Annotated in this window: 16 protein-coding genes; 9 read left to right on the top strand and 7 right to left on the bottom strand. The window is 65.6% G+C overall.

Annotated features, from left to right (window positions below):
- Positions 1 to 18 precede the first annotated feature (18 nt).
- Positions 19 to 330 (bottom strand): hypothetical protein, encoded by a 312-nt coding sequence (locus tag DW352_RS02600; RefSeq protein WP_115688260.1) that lies wholly within the window; start codon positions 328 to 330, stop codon positions 19 to 21.
- Between the two features lie 296 nt (positions 331 to 626).
- On the opposite strand from DW352_RS02600, the gene DW352_RS02595 reads away from it, so the two are divergent.
- From DW352_RS02595 to DW352_RS02575, 5 genes are all read left to right on the top strand, one after another.
- Positions 627 to 1,187 (top strand): tetratricopeptide repeat protein, encoded by a 561-nt coding sequence (locus DW352_RS02595; RefSeq protein ID WP_115688258.1) that lies wholly within the window; start codon positions 627 to 629, stop codon positions 1,185 to 1,187.
- 241 nt (positions 1,188 to 1,428) lie between these two features.
- Positions 1,429 to 1,569 (top strand): cbb3-type cytochrome oxidase subunit 3, encoded by a 141-nt coding sequence (locus DW352_RS02590; RefSeq protein ID WP_115688256.1) that lies wholly within the window; start codon positions 1,429 to 1,431, stop codon positions 1,567 to 1,569.
- A gap of 13 nt (positions 1,570 to 1,582) precedes the next feature.
- Complete coding sequence (locus DW352_RS02585) at positions 1,583 to 2,110, top strand: hypothetical protein (RefSeq protein WP_162827219.1); 528 nt, start codon at positions 1,583 to 1,585, stop codon at positions 2,108 to 2,110.
- A gap of 158 nt (positions 2,111 to 2,268) precedes the next feature.
- A complete protein-coding gene (locus DW352_RS02580; RefSeq protein WP_115688252.1) occupies positions 2,269 to 3,702 on the top strand; it encodes a DUF1800 domain-containing protein in 1,434 nt (477 codons plus the stop codon).
- A 4-nt stretch (positions 3,703 to 3,706) separates the two neighbouring features.
- Complete coding sequence (locus DW352_RS02575; RefSeq protein WP_115688250.1) at positions 3,707 to 4,951, top strand: DUF1501 domain-containing protein; 1,245 nt, start codon at positions 3,707 to 3,709, stop codon at positions 4,949 to 4,951.
- 78 nt (positions 4,952 to 5,029) lie between these two features.
- Here the strand turns inward: DW352_RS02575 and cutA are convergent, their stop codons facing one another.
- Positions 5,030 to 5,365, bottom strand: coding sequence for a divalent-cation tolerance protein CutA (gene cutA, locus DW352_RS02570; RefSeq protein ID WP_115688248.1), 336 nt, complete (start codon positions 5,363 to 5,365; stop codon positions 5,030 to 5,032).
- 15 nt (positions 5,366 to 5,380) lie between these two features.
- Here cutA and DW352_RS02565 point away from each other — a divergent pair, with 15 nt between their 5' ends.
- A complete protein-coding gene (locus DW352_RS02565; protein ID WP_115688246.1) occupies positions 5,381 to 6,163 on the top strand; it encodes an NAD kinase in 783 nt (260 codons plus the stop codon).
- On the opposite strand, the gene DW352_RS02560 is transcribed toward DW352_RS02565, so the two are convergent.
- Positions 6,160 to 6,552 (bottom strand): nuclear transport factor 2 family protein, encoded by a 393-nt coding sequence (locus tag DW352_RS02560; RefSeq protein ID WP_162826734.1) that lies wholly within the window; start codon positions 6,550 to 6,552, stop codon positions 6,160 to 6,162. The genes DW352_RS02565 and DW352_RS02560 overlap by 4 nt on opposite strands.
- Positions 6,553 to 6,574: 22 nt before the next feature.
- Positions 6,575 to 7,324, bottom strand: a complete 750-nt coding sequence (locus DW352_RS02555) for an SDR family NAD(P)-dependent oxidoreductase (RefSeq protein WP_115688242.1) — start codon at positions 7,322 to 7,324, stop codon at positions 6,575 to 6,577.
- A gap of 127 nt (positions 7,325 to 7,451) precedes the next feature.
- On the opposite strand from DW352_RS02555, the gene DW352_RS02550 reads away from it, so the two are divergent.
- Positions 7,452 to 8,354, top strand: a complete 903-nt coding sequence (locus DW352_RS02550; RefSeq protein WP_115688240.1) for a LysR family transcriptional regulator — start codon at positions 7,452 to 7,454, stop codon at positions 8,352 to 8,354.
- Between the two features lie 47 nt (positions 8,355 to 8,401).
- On the opposite strand, the gene DW352_RS02545 is transcribed toward DW352_RS02550, so the two are convergent.
- Positions 8,402 to 9,895, bottom strand: a complete 1,494-nt coding sequence (locus tag DW352_RS02545) for an MFS transporter (RefSeq protein WP_245434298.1) — start codon at positions 9,893 to 9,895, stop codon at positions 8,402 to 8,404.
- Between the two features lie 73 nt (positions 9,896 to 9,968).
- Positions 9,969 to 10,799, bottom strand: a complete 831-nt coding sequence (locus DW352_RS02540; protein ID WP_115688236.1) for a universal stress protein — start codon at positions 10,797 to 10,799, stop codon at positions 9,969 to 9,971.
- 209 nt (positions 10,800 to 11,008) lie between these two features.
- Between DW352_RS02540 and DW352_RS02535 the strand changes: the two genes are divergently transcribed.
- A complete protein-coding gene (locus tag DW352_RS02535) occupies positions 11,009 to 11,557 on the top strand; it encodes a response regulator (protein ID WP_115688234.1) in 549 nt (182 codons plus the stop codon).
- Positions 11,558 to 11,569: 12 nt separating this feature from the next.
- Positions 11,570 to 12,145: an Hpt domain-containing protein gene (locus tag DW352_RS02530; RefSeq protein WP_115688232.1), complete on the top strand. Its 576-nt coding sequence runs from the start codon at positions 11,570 to 11,572 to the stop codon at positions 12,143 to 12,145.
- An 85-nt stretch (positions 12,146 to 12,230) separates the two neighbouring features.
- Here DW352_RS02530 and DW352_RS02525 read toward each other — a convergent pair whose 3' ends face one another.
- A complete protein-coding gene (locus DW352_RS02525) occupies positions 12,231 to 13,439 on the bottom strand; it encodes a DUF2336 domain-containing protein (protein WP_115688230.1) in 1,209 nt (402 codons plus the stop codon).
- Positions 13,440 to 13,449: the final 10 nt, after the last annotated feature.

The following is a 13,449-nucleotide window of genomic DNA, read 5'->3' as shown; positions in this document are numbered from 1 at the left end:
TACCCCTCTGCGCTGGGCTCAGCTGAAGGTCTTGTGAGTCGGCTTGACGCGCTTGGCGGCCTTGCCGTGCTTCACTTTGCTGATGTGCGTCTTCTTGATCGTGTGATGCTTGGCCAGATGTTTCTTGGCCACGTGCTTGTGCACAACATGCTTCTTGGCGGCGTGGCGGTGCGCGACGTGCTTCTTGGCGGCATGCGTGTTCAGCGAGGACTTGTGGACAGTCTTCGTATGGGTGACCGGCGCGTTGACGGCGGCGGCGTTGCCCTGCGCGAGCGCCGGAGCGGCAAGCAGGCTGGCGGCGACGAGCGCGACGGCGAATTTCTTCAGCATGGGTGTATTCCTCAATCTAGGGGGTGGCCGAGAACCCGGAATTGTCGGTCGGGACCGGCACGGCCGGTTTCGCGGACGACATTGCCCCTAAGCCACTGAACGCGTTCTGAAGTACGCTGTTATCTGCCGTTCAAAGTCCGGGTGGCGCGGTGTCGGAATTCGGGCGGGACGGTGTCAGGCGCGATCTTGCAAAGGCCAGGGACTAAGCCCCGCTCACGAAGTGTTTGTTGGTCGCCGCCCGATGCACCGGCCTATCGTCGTGGCCGGTGCATCATTCCGAGGAAAGGCTTGCGCCCATGACCCCGACCCAAGCGTCCCTGAAGAATGCTTTCCGCACGTTCGCCCTTGCCGCAGCCGCCACGCTGCTGGTGTCCGGCATCGCCCTGAAGCCCGTGCTTGCCGCCGGCACCGACAGCCCGCCGCCGTCCGACGACGGCAAGAAAAAGAAGAAAGAGGGCAGCGCCATCGAGGAGCAGGAAAGACAGCTCGCCTATCAGAAGTTCCTGCACGACTACCGCGCCGCCCGCACTCTCATCGTCTCGGGCGACTACAAGGCCGGTATTGCCGCGATGCATGCGCTCGGCCACGACGAGCATCCCGACGTCGCCAACTACATCGGCTACGCCAACCGCAAGCTCGGCAACTACGACGAATCGAAATACTGGTACGACAAGGCGCTGGCGGCCGACGCCAACCATGTCCGCACCTGGTCGTATTACGGCATGTGGCACATGGAACAAGGCAACCGGCTGAAGGCCGAGGACTTCCTCGCCAAGGTCAACACCCTGTGCGGCAACACCACCTGCGAGGAATATCGCGAGCTCAAGGCCGTGATCGACGGCAAAGCAAGCTACTGATTTTCGCGATCGCCAATGCCGACGCGGCGCTATCGGCGCCGCGTCGCGCTTTTATATCCGGGCCGCGAGCGAAATCGTCATCGCCCGCCGATAACATCTTAGATGTTGATCTAGCTCAATGCCGCCCTTGAAGGTTGGCAAACAGTGCCTGTTCGAGCATTTGCGGCGTGAGGCGGGGCGAAGACGCCTTTAATGGCCGCAGTCCAAGACGCCCGCAGTCGGACGATCCGAGGTGCGAACCATGGCTGGGACGATCTACCTTCTTATCCTCGTCGCCGCGTTCATAGGCATCGTGATCTGGGTGTTCGCCCGCAAGCGCAAAGCGCGCTTCGAGGCCGAGTCCCGGATTCCCTTCGAGGACGACAGCACCAATCGCTCATGACGGAGGAATGCTCATGTCGATGCCTTGCAAGTTCGAACGCAGCCTCCTCAGCCACGAGGAATACGAAACGGTGCGCCTGACGCACCATCCCGCCATCTACGACGTCGAAACAGCCGACCTCGAGGCCATGCGATCCCGGTTGCGCACAATGCGCGACAAGGAACGAACGCTCGGCCGGCAAAGGCGGCGCGAGGTGCGCGGCAAAGCCAAGGCACGCGGGACGAGCTTTCCGGGAACCGCCGAGCATGCCTCCGAACGCAAGCAGGTCTTCGCCGCCGCGTTGAAGCGTGTGAATACGGAACTCAGACGGCTTCATAACCTGACGGCTCGCACCACGCATGTCGAGGCGGCGCGAAAGGCGCTCGCACTGCACCGGGCCGCGAACTTCGCGCCGCGTCCGGCGAGCGGCGCCACCGCGAACGAAGGCGCGGTGCCGACGGCGAGCAGCCGCCGTCGAAAGATCGTTACGGGCGCAAAGATCGGACGGGTGTCGCAGGCGACGAGAATAGCCCAAGCGGTCCGCGACGCGCGAGCGCCCTAATCGACGATCGCCAACGTTGGAACAAGCCTCGCGCGGCGCCGATATTAATTACGCATCAATTATGCATCGTTCATTCCGCGTTCAGTCCCGTGCCTTAGTGTCGACACGACTCCTCTGCAGCGTTGCATGCAGGGGCACGCGGCAGACAGTTCACGGCCATGGCGGTCGATCCTTCCACCGACTCTCACACGCGTGCGGCCTTGGCGCTGCATCGTTTCGGGATGGGCCCGCGGCCCGGCGACATCGATAAAATTGCACACGATCCGCGCGGCGCGCTGCTTGCCGAACTGCGCGCCGGCGTGAAACCCCTCACCGATCCCGCGCTCGTCGACAGCGGTCGCGCGGCGCGCGATGCCTTTGCGTTCCAACTGCAGCAGAAGGCCGAGCGCGAAGCCGCCCAGCGCATGCAGGCGGAAGCCGCCGCCAACACTATGGCTGGCGGCAACAATGCAATGCCGGCGCAGCCGCAGCCCAAGCCCGGCCCCGGCGTGCCGCAGGAACTCTATCTCACGGAGGCGCAAGCCCGCTATCAAGCGGCGCTCGACGCCGATATCGGATTGACGGAACGGCTCGTCTGGTTCTGGTCGAACCACTTCTGCATTTCCGCCGACAAAGGTCCGACGCGGCCGATCTGCGGCGCCTATGAGCGCGAGGCGATCCGCCCGCACGTGCTCGGCAAGTTCTCGGACATGCTGCTCGCGGTCGAGACGCATCCGGGCATGCTCTACTTCCTCGACAATGTCCGCTCGATCGGCCCGAACTCGTTTGCCGGCGTGCGCCAGCATAAGGGTCTGAACGAGAACCTCGCGCGCGAGATCATGGAGCTGCATACGCTCGGCGTGCGCTCCGGCTATTCGCAGACCGACGTCACCAACTTCGCCAAGGTGATCACCGGCTGGACCGTGCGGCCGCTCAAGCGCGACGAAGAACATGGCGGCGAGTTCTGGTTCAACGAGCGCATGCACGAGCCGGGGCCGCAGACCATCCTGGGCAAGACCTATCCCGAGGACGGCGACGCGCAGGGCCGCGCCGTGCTGCTCGATCTGGCGCGCCATCCCGCGACCGCGACGCATATCGCGACCAAGCTCGCGATCCATTTCGTCGCGGACACGCCGCCGAAACCGCTGGTCGATCGCCTCGCCAAGCGCTTCCGCGACACGCAAGGCGATCTGATGGAAGTGACGAAGACGCTCGTCATGTCGCCGGAAGCGTGGAGCGCGGCGCGCACCAAGCTGAAGAAGCCGGGCGAATGGACCATCGCCGCGATGCGCGCCAGCGGTCTGCCGCTCACCGACGTGCGCCGCATCGTCAACACGCAGAACCTGCTCGGCGAACCGCTGTGGCGGCCGCCGGCACCGAAAGGCTTCTCCGACGACAGCGCCGCCTGGATGGACGGCATCGCGCAGCGCCTCGATATCGCGAACCAGGTTGCGCGCCTCGTCGGCAACACCGGCACCGAACCCGACGCGATGGTCGATGCCGCGCTCGGACCGCTCGCCTCCGACGATACGCGCCAGACTATCAAGCGCGCCGAAAGCCGGCCGCAGGCGCTCGCGCTTCTGTTGATGACGCCCGAATTCCAGAGACGGTGATGTCATGACCTTACACGCACCGAGCCGCCGTGAACTCTTGCTCGCCTCCGGCGTACTCTTCGCCTGGGCACACATGCCGCGCGCCGCGCGCGCCGAAGGCCGTGACCCGCGCTTTCTCGTGATCGTGCTGCGCGGCGCGCTCGACGGCCTCGCCGCGGTCGCGCCGGTCGGCGATCCCGATTGGGTGCGGCTGCGCGGCGACAATGCGCTGCGTCTCGACGGCGAGACGCCGGCGCTGCCGCTCGATAGCTTCTTCGCGCTCAACGCGGCCATGCCGAACCTGCACCGCATGTACAAGGCCGGCCAGGCCAGCATCGTGCACGCGGCCGCCTCGCCCTATCGCGAGCGCTCGCACTTCGACGGCCAGGACGTCCTGGAAAGCGGCCTCACCAAACCGGGCGCGGCCGATACCGGCTGGCTCAACCGCGCGCTCGCCGCGTTGCAGCCGGCCTCGCGGGTCGGCGGCAAGGAGGCCTTCGCCGTCGGCCCGATGACGCCGCTGGTGGTGCGCGGGCCCGCGCCGGTGATGTCGTGGACGCCGCCGCGGCTGCCGCCCGCCACCGACGACACGGTGATGCGGCTGATGGATCTCTACCGCCACACCGATCCCGTGCTCGCCCGCGCGCTGGAGGAGCACAAGGACCTGGCGATGATCGCCCGCGCCGGCGGCATGGAAAAGCCGGGCCAGAACAAGGGACCGCGGCCGCAAGGGCCCGGCGCCGCCATCCGCGCTTACTTCACGGAAGCCGCCGGCACCGCCGGCAAATTCATGGGCCGGCCGGACGGCCCGCGCATCGGCGCCCTGGCTTTCGACGGCTGGGATACGCACGCCGACGAAGGCGTGGCCAAGGGCCGCCTCGCCATCCTGCTCGGCGCGCTCGACGATGCGCTTGGCGCGGTCGAGAGCGGCATGGGCGATGCCTGGCGCGAGACCGCCGTCGCCGTCGTCACCGAGTTCGGCCGCACCGCGCGCGTCAATGGCACGGCCGGTACCGACCACGGCACGGGCACCGTCGCCCTGCTGGCCGGCGGCGCCGTCAAAGGCGGCCGCGTCATCGCCGACTGGCCGGGCATCAGCGATGCCGCGCTGTACGAAGGGCGCGATTTGAAACCGACCACCGATCTGCGGGCGGTGCTCAAAGGCGTGTTGCGCGATCACCTGCGCCTCGACGAGCGGGCGCTCGCGTCGAAGGTCTTCCCCGGCAGCGAGCAGGTCAAGGCGACCGGCGGGCTGATGATGACGGCTTAGAACCGCCACGGGCCCGGCATGCTTCCTCTCCCCATTGGGGAGAGGTGAGCAGAGCGTGTGGCAACGCTAACATCCCTCTCAAGCGACCGGCTCGTGCCCTTCGGTCTCCTTCAAAATCCACGCATAGTAGTTCGCGTCGACGCTCTCGACCGGCAGGACCATGATCGAGGGCACCTCGTAGCTGTGCAGGCCCTTCACGGCATCGCGCACCTGCTCTGCCAGCGACGCGCGCGTCTTGATAACCATCACCACCTCTTCCGCGCGCTCGATCTGGCCTTGCCACCAATAATGCGAGACCATGCCCGGCAGGATATTGACGCAGGCCGCCAGCCGTTTCTCGACGATCTGGCGCCCAGCCCGCTCCGCCTCGACAACCGAGGGCCAGGTCGTATAGACGAGCACCGCGCGTTCCATATGTCAGGTCCTTTCATGAGCCGCCCGGCCCCGCGTTTCGAGAAGATCGCCTTCGTCGCGGGCACGACGCCGGAGGCTGACGCAGCCCGCGAGGCGCTCGAGAAGCGCTATGGCACTTGCGACCCCAACGCGGCGGATGTGATCGTCGCGCTCGGCGGCGACGGTCTGATGCTACAGACCCTGCACAACTTCATGAACTCGGGCAAGCCGATCTACGGCATGCACCGCGGCACCATCGGCTTTCTGATGAACGAGTTCGCGCTGGAAGGCCTGCCCGAGCGCCTCGCCGCCGCGCAAAAGACCGTCATCCATCCGCTCTTGATGCGCGCGCATGACGACACGGGCGAAACCGTCGAGCACCACGCCATCAACGAGGTGTCGCTGTTCCGCCAGACGGCGCAAGCCGCGCACTTACGCATTCTCATCGACGGACAGGAGCGGCTCGCCGAATTGATCGCCGACGGCCTGCTGGTCGCGACTCCGGCCGGCTCGACCGCCTATAACCTCTCAGTGCAGGGTCCGATCATCCCGATCAATGCGTCGCTGCTGGCGTTGACGCCGATCAGCCCATTCCGGCCGCGACGCTGGCGTGGCGCGCTGCTGCCGGACAAGGCGAAGGTCGCCATCGAAGTGCTGGAAGCCGACAAGCGCCCCGTTGCGGCGGTCGCCGACCACGATGAGGTGCGATCGGTCCGCGCGGTCGACATCCGCATGGACCATGCGATCTCGCTGAACATGCTGTTCGATCCCGGCCACAGCCTGGACGACCGCATCCTGCGCGAACAGTTCGGATTCTAAGCCGTTCCCGATGCCGCGTGTCGTGCCGCGTAGTGCGCATCGACGAATGTGTACATCGCGACGATCCGCCCTTCATTGACGAGAGCAAAATCGGTACCCGTCACCCGTTGTGGTGCCTCGGCAGGGCCGTAAGCCCAACGAAGCCGGACTGCGGCACCTAACACCTGCGCGTCACCGAAGGCAGAGAACGCGAACCCCGGCGTCGCAGCCTGCAAGGTGGCAGCGGCCTGTTCGACTCCATCCCAGCCGCTGTAACTGCCTTCTGGATCGATGAAGGTGGTCGCCGGCGCGTAGATCGCCTCGATCACGGCACGACGCTTGACTGGATCGCGCTCGCCAAACACTTCGAGCAGATTGCGCATCAGTAAGTCTTGAACGGTCTTGCTCATGGTCATTCTCCATCGGTTCCGATCAGATCTGAGTCATGCCGCCATCGACGAACAACTCGGCGCCGTTGACGAAGCTCGCCGCGTCCGATGCGAGAAACAGCACCGCTTGAGCTACGTCGTCCGGCTGTCCGACGCGGCCGGCGGGAATGTCCGCCACCATGCCGGCCTTGACGCCATCGGCTTGAGCGCCACCGCCGAACAGTTCGTTGAGGCCGGCGGTATCGGTCACGCCAGGGCTGACGACGTTGACGCGGATGTGCCGCTCCTTGAGGTCGAGGATCCAGTTGCGGGCGAAGTTGCGCACCGCCGCCTTGGTCGCGCTGTAGACGCTGAACGCAGGGGTGCCGGTCGAGCCGGTAACCGAACCGGTCAACACCACCGAACCGCCATCGCGCAGCAGCGGCAACGCCTTCTGCACGGTGAAGAGCACGCCTTTGACGTTGGTCGCGAAAGTTTCGTCGAAGTGCTTCTCATCGATGGCGCCAAGCGGCGCAAAACCACCGCCACCGGCGTTTGCAAACAGGATATCGATCTGAGGATGACGTTGCTGGACGGCATCGTAGAGGCGATCGATGTCGGCGAGCTTGGACACGTCCGCGCGCACGCCAGCGACCCGGCCGCCGAGCGTCTTCACCGCCTGATCGAGGGCTTCCTGACGGCGGCCGGTGATGAACACCGAGGCGCCTTCGGCCGCGAATGCCTTGGCCGTCGCGAGCCCGATGCCGCTCGTGCCGCCGGTGACGACCACAACCTTGTTCTCGAACTTACCCATTGCCGATCTCCTGTTTTTGCGTGGCGAACCGCTTCGCCGTCGCCATAGGAAATGCAGCAGGAACGATGATGGCTGTAGCCGGCATTTATGATACTCATCGTTCTGATTTTAGAACGATGGTGCCGGCATGGCGGATCTGAACGACTACGGCTTCTTCGCAGAAGTGGTCAGGCACGGCGGGTTCGCCCCCGCCGGGCGGGCGCTGCGGATGCCCAAATCAAAGCTCAGCCGACGGGTCGCCGCGCTCGAAGCGCGGCTCGGGGTTCGTCTCATCGAGCGATCCTCGCGCCGTTTCCGGGTGACGGAAGTCGGCGAGGCGTTCTATGTGCGCTGCCGCGCGATACTCGACGAAGCAGAACAAGCCGAAACCCTGGTGCTCCACGCTCAGAGCGAACCAAGGGGATTGGTGCGCTTTGCCTGCCCCCACGGATTGGTCGACGTGCTCTCCGCCGACATGCCGGTCTTTCTTGCCCGGTTTCCGAAGGTCCGCTTGCAGACCGTGGTGACCGATCGCGCCGTCGATCTCATCGCGGAGCGGATCGAGATTGCCCTACGGGTGCGCATCGATCTCACCACCGATGCATCGCTTACCATGCGCACGCTCGGCCGTTCGCGACGCATCCTGGTCGCGAGCGCTGCTTTTGCGAACAGGCTGGAAAGCAACGACATCGCCGCCCTAGCCACGCTGCCGACCCTGAGCTCCACCGACAATCCCGGCGAAATCGTCTGGGATCTCGTCGGACCGGATAGTGCCACCTTCAGCCACAAACACGAGCCGCGCTTCACGTGCGGCGATTTTTCGGCGTTACGTGAGGCCGCCGCGGGCGGCCTGGGCGTCGCGCTGCTGCCCGATCATGTCTGCCGCAGCGACCTGGCGAGCGGGCGTCTCGTTCAAATCTTTCCCGGCTGGGGCGGTCAGATGGGCATTGTGCACATCGTCTTCACGACGCGGCGCGGTTTGACGCCCGCCGTGAGGGCTTTCATCGATCACCTTGCGGCGATCTTCAATGCGCTAAAGCTCGAGAAGTGAAAGCGGAACACGGCGCCGTTTGAGCGGCGCGGGTTGAAACGCCGTGATCAAATCCGCCGCATCGGATTGGTCAGCGCGAGGAAAAACCCGCAGGCAGTGAAGCCCGCGATCAGCAGGAAGGCCGCGCGAAACGCGTCCGCAATGTCGGCGCGCACGATGGCGCGTTGCTCGGGCGCCAGTGCCACATGGCCGCCCTCCACCATCATCTTGAAGACGCGCGCGGCTTCCGGGTTCTTCAGCGACAGATAAGCGAACAGCAGCGTGCCGACGACGGCCGTGCCGAAGGCTGCGCCGATCGAGCGCGAGAACTGCACGGACGCCGCAGCTTCGCCGAGGCGCATGGCGCCGGCGGCGCTCTGTACCGTCACCTGCACCACGCCCATCACCGTGCCCATGAACACGCCGTTCCAGAGCATGAGGCCGGCGAACCCGATCGTTCCGAACTCATTCGCCCACAGTGCAATGACCAGCAGATTGGCCGTGACCAACACCAATCCGAAAATAGGAAAGACCGTGGTGCGGCCGGTGCGGCTGACCAGGCGACCGGTCACGAGCGAACCGGTGCCGATACCGACCGTGAGCGGCACGAGCAGCAGGCCCGTTTCGGACGGCGACACGCCGCGCACGACCTGCAGATAGACCGGCAGGAAGGTGATGAGCGCAACGAGCGCCGCGCCGTGGCAGGCAGCCAGCGCATCGGAATGCCAGATCGCCGACTGCTTGAGCAGATTGAGCGGGATAAGCGGCGACGGCGTGCGGCCTTCCTGGCGCACGAGCAGCACGATCGCGATGATGCTCACTGCCAACAGCAGGCCGCCAATGGGCAAGGCCTGCATGTCGGCCCGCTGGAACTGCTCGAGCGACAGCAGCGCCGTTGCGACGAATATCGTGAACAGGACCACGCCGCCCGGATCGGCGCGCCAAGCCAATCTTTCGCCCCGCGCCGCCGGCAGCCGCATCGTCAGGCCGAGCGCCAGGATTCCGATGGGCACGTTGACGAGGAAGATGGATTGCCAGCCGAAATGCTCGGTGAGATAGCCGCCGGCCACCGGGCCGAACGAATTGGCACAGACCGCCACGGTGGCGATGTAGCCCTGATAGCGCGCACGTTCGCGCGGCGGGATCGCCTCACCGATCAGCGCCTGCGACAGCGTCATCAAGCCGCCGCCACCGAAGCCTTGCAGGATGCGCGCGAGGGTGAGCAGCAAGATGGTATTCGAGGCCGCGCATAGCAGGGATGCGACGATGAAGATCGTCAGTGCGACGTACATCATGCGCTGACGGCCGAAAGAGTCGCCCAGCCGGCCGTAAACCGGTGCCGCGATCGTCGCCGCGATCAGATACGACACCACCACCCACGACGTGCGCTCGAGTTCTCCGGTCGCCGCCGCAATGGCCGGCAGCGCCGTCGCGATGATGGTCTGATCCACCACCGCCAAGAACATCGGCAGCATGATCGACGGAAAGACGGTCAGAAAAGCCGGATGTTGTGCGCCCAGTGAGTGGGCGGGCTTCTGTTCGTGGTCTGGCCCTGGCGGCAACGGCTTGGAGGTCCTGGACGTTCGAATCCCGGGAGAGGCAGGCGCTTGATCTATAAAGCAGACGCCTCATCAATCAATGAGCCATCAGCACCGGCAAGGTCGCCTTCGCGAGAATGTGACGGGTTGCCCCGCCAAACATCATCTGTCGGAGCCGGCTCTGGGTGAATGCGCCCTTGACGACAAGATCGCAGCCGAGCGCCGCCGCCTGGTCGAGGATGGCCTCGCCCGTCGACAACGACCCCGGCTTGACCGTCAACGCCTCCGCCTTGACGCCGTTCCGCCGCAGGTGCTGCGCCGCCTGCTCGACCGAGGGCCCCGGGGTCATACCGCCCTCGACCGCGAGCACCGTCACCTCTTCGGCGAGTTTCAGGAGCGGCATGGCGAACGCATTGGTATGCGCCTGCTCGACCGAGCCGTTCCAAGCGATGAGCACCTTGCGTGCGATCACGCGCGGCACGGTCGGCGGCACGATCAGCACCGGCTTGCCGCTTTCGAATAGCGCGGCCTCAAGCGGGGCCATGCGCGGATTCTGCGGCTCGCGCCCCGGGCGGCCGAGCACCACCAGATCGAAGACCCGGCCGTAGGAACCGAGGAACGCATCGTCGGCGGCCTCCGCGAGCGGCCAGCCATAGGAAAACGCGGCCGGTCCCGGCTGGGCGCGCGGCACGCTCGCCTTCTGCATGAAGTTCGTGAACAGCTCACGCGACTGGGTTGCAGCCTCGCCGTCGAATGCACCGGAGATAGCGAGACTGCTCACCGGCTCGATCGTGACATAGGTGCCCACCGCCGGCCGCACGGCGAAGCCTTCCATGTAGCTGTCGAAAGCGCGGGCGATCAAGCGCGCCGCCTCCAGGACCGCCGGCATGGAGTCGTGATCTTCGGTCGGAATCAGAATGGTTTTCATTGCGACGCTTCTCCCCACAGAACGGCGCTGGATTGTCTTCGGCGACACGATGACCGCGAAGTGGGCGATGGTCAAAGACCAATTCACCCCCTGTGAATCCCCGCGGGTCGCGGCCGCGTGCGCGCCACTATGCTAAACCCTTCGTTAATCGCGCGCCGCTACCTTGGAAAGGTCGGTAACGGGCCAACCGCGACCGAGCTCGAGGCAGCATGGTCCGGATCGATTTCAACCGTCTGCGGTTTCTCGTTGTCGACGACAACGCGCATATGCGGCGCATCGTGCGTACGCTGCTGCACGGCTTTGGCGCGCGCGAGGTCTACGAGGCCGAGGACGGCGCGGCGGGCCTCGAGGCCTTCACGCACTACCTGCCCGACATCATCATCACCGACTGGGCGATGCCGATCTTCGACGGGCTCGAGCTGACGCAGATGATCCGTCAGCCCGGCGCCAACGCCAACCCTTACGTGGCCATCATCATGCTGACGGGCCATTCGGAGAAACGCCGGGTCGTGCTCGCACGCGATGCCGGCGTCACCGAATTCCTGGCCAAGCCGATCTCCGCCAAGGGGCTGTATCAGCGCATCGTCAACGTGGTCGCCAATCCGCGCCCTTTCATCCGCACCAAGACCTATTTCGGCCCCGACCGGCGTCGCAACGTCAATACGAACTATATCGGCCCAGAACGGCGCAAGGGCGCGAAGGCCGACATCATTCGTCAAGCGCCCTTGCTCGACAAAGCCCGCGCACCCGGCGGCTAAAGGCAACCCTCTATGGCTCCGCGAAAGAATACCGCTGCGATTGCCACCTACGGCGACCACGAAGTGATCATGCCGGAAAACAAGCTGCGTGGCGCCATCCTGGTGAAGACGGCCGAGGGCGAATTGGACGATCCAATCGCGCGCGCCGAACAGGCGCTGGCCGACCTGTCGGGCCAATTCGGCAGTTGGATGGACACCGAATGCGAGCGCCTCGACAAAGCGCGCCAGGAGATCGCGGCGACCGGCATCACCAAGACCACGAAAGACGGCCTGTTTCACGCCGCGCACGATATCAAGGGCCAGGCGGCGACCTTCGGCTATCCGGCCATGGCGGCGGCTGCGGACAGCCTCTGCCGGCTCATCGAATTCACGCCGAACAACCAGCGCATCCCGCTCAAGCTCGTCGATCAGCACGTCGATGCCGTGCGTGCGATCTATCGCGAGTATACCCGCTCCGACGCGGTGGAGCTGGCCGCGCTGCTGACCCGCCGCCTGCGCGAGGTCACCGACGAATTCCTGATGCGCGAAAACCAGAACCGGCCGGACATTCTGGAACAGCTCCGCGGGCCCTCGCTCGTGCCGGAGTGAGCCCACACTCTCCGCTCATTCCCGCGCAAGCGGGAATCCAGCGCCGGGTCCCCGCTTTCGCGGGGACGAACGGTGACGTTAGGTCTCAGGCGACCAGGCGCATCTCTTCGATCGGTTGCGCCACGGCGTACGGCTCGGGCACGGCATCAATCGCGCCTTCGGCCACCAGGTCATCGCAGAACAGACGCGCTTCTTCACGCGCGGCTTCGACCGAGAAGCGCCGCAGCAGCGCCACCAGCGAGACCATGCTCTCGTCGCGCATCGCCGAGCAGGCTTCGAGCACGCGTTCGACCATGCCCCGCTTGAGGCGCGCCGCCCCGCCCTGCTCGCCGACGAGCACGCCGTCACGCAGAGCGGCCAGCGCTTCCCGGAAGGCCGGATAAGCCATGTCCGGCAGTTCGGCCTTGCGGTAGAGCGCGCGGAAGCCGGAGATGTGGCGGTCATGGATGTAGCTGGTGACGCGGTCGATCGGCAGACCGGACAGTTCGGCCAGGGCCTCCTCGAACAGCACCACGTTGCCCGATAGCAGCGCGCGCAGGATCATGCCGGCCGTGAGCTGTCCGCTCTCGCGCAGATGCACGACCAGCGCGCCGAGTTCTTCGTAAGGCGTGTCGGCGGCGAGCGCGACGGTCGCCTTTTCGCAGGCCTCGCGCGTCGCGTATTCGGCATGATCCGAGCCCAGCCACTGCCGCGCCGTCACGAAACCCGCCAACGTCTTCGACAGCTTCGAGAGCAACGCCTGCCGCATGCGCATCGGCAGGTCTTCCCGCTCCAACAAATTTTCGCGGATCGGCGCCAGATGGCCGAAGCGTTCGACGATGCGGTCAACCGAGAACAAGGCGAGACAGGCGTCGGAGTTTTCCAGCAGGATCAGACAGGCCTCCGCCGAACCGACCTCGGCGATCGCCGCAGCCAGCGCGCGCGACAGCAGCGGCCGGCCGGCGATGGTCGCCTGAATCTCCGCCTTGCCGCTCGCCACCAGATCGATGAGGTCATCGTCCACCAGAAGCGGCGAGGATTCGAGGAGCGGCTGCGCGACATCGAACTGGTCGGCGGCGAGCGCCTGCACGACGACGCGCGGAGCTTTCTGCGCCGAAGCGAAGACCAGCGACATCGCCCGCCGCACCAGCGGCGACGGATCGTCGAGCAACATGATCATCGCGCCTTCAGCGGCGGCGAGATCGTCGGTCGACAGATCGGAATGGAGATAAGCGCGCGCCAGCGCGGAGGTGGCTTCTGCCCGTTCACCGGGCGGGGCCTGACGGACCCAATGCAGAAACTGACGTACGATCATGACTACCGAC

The sequence above is a fragment of the Pseudolabrys taiwanensis genome (assembly GCF_003367395.1).
GTDB lineage: Bacteria > Pseudomonadota > Alphaproteobacteria > Rhizobiales > Xanthobacteraceae > Pseudolabrys > Pseudolabrys taiwanensis.
The sequence above is the reverse complement of the archived record's forward strand: the minus strand, read 5'-3'. Positions and strand labels throughout refer to the sequence as shown.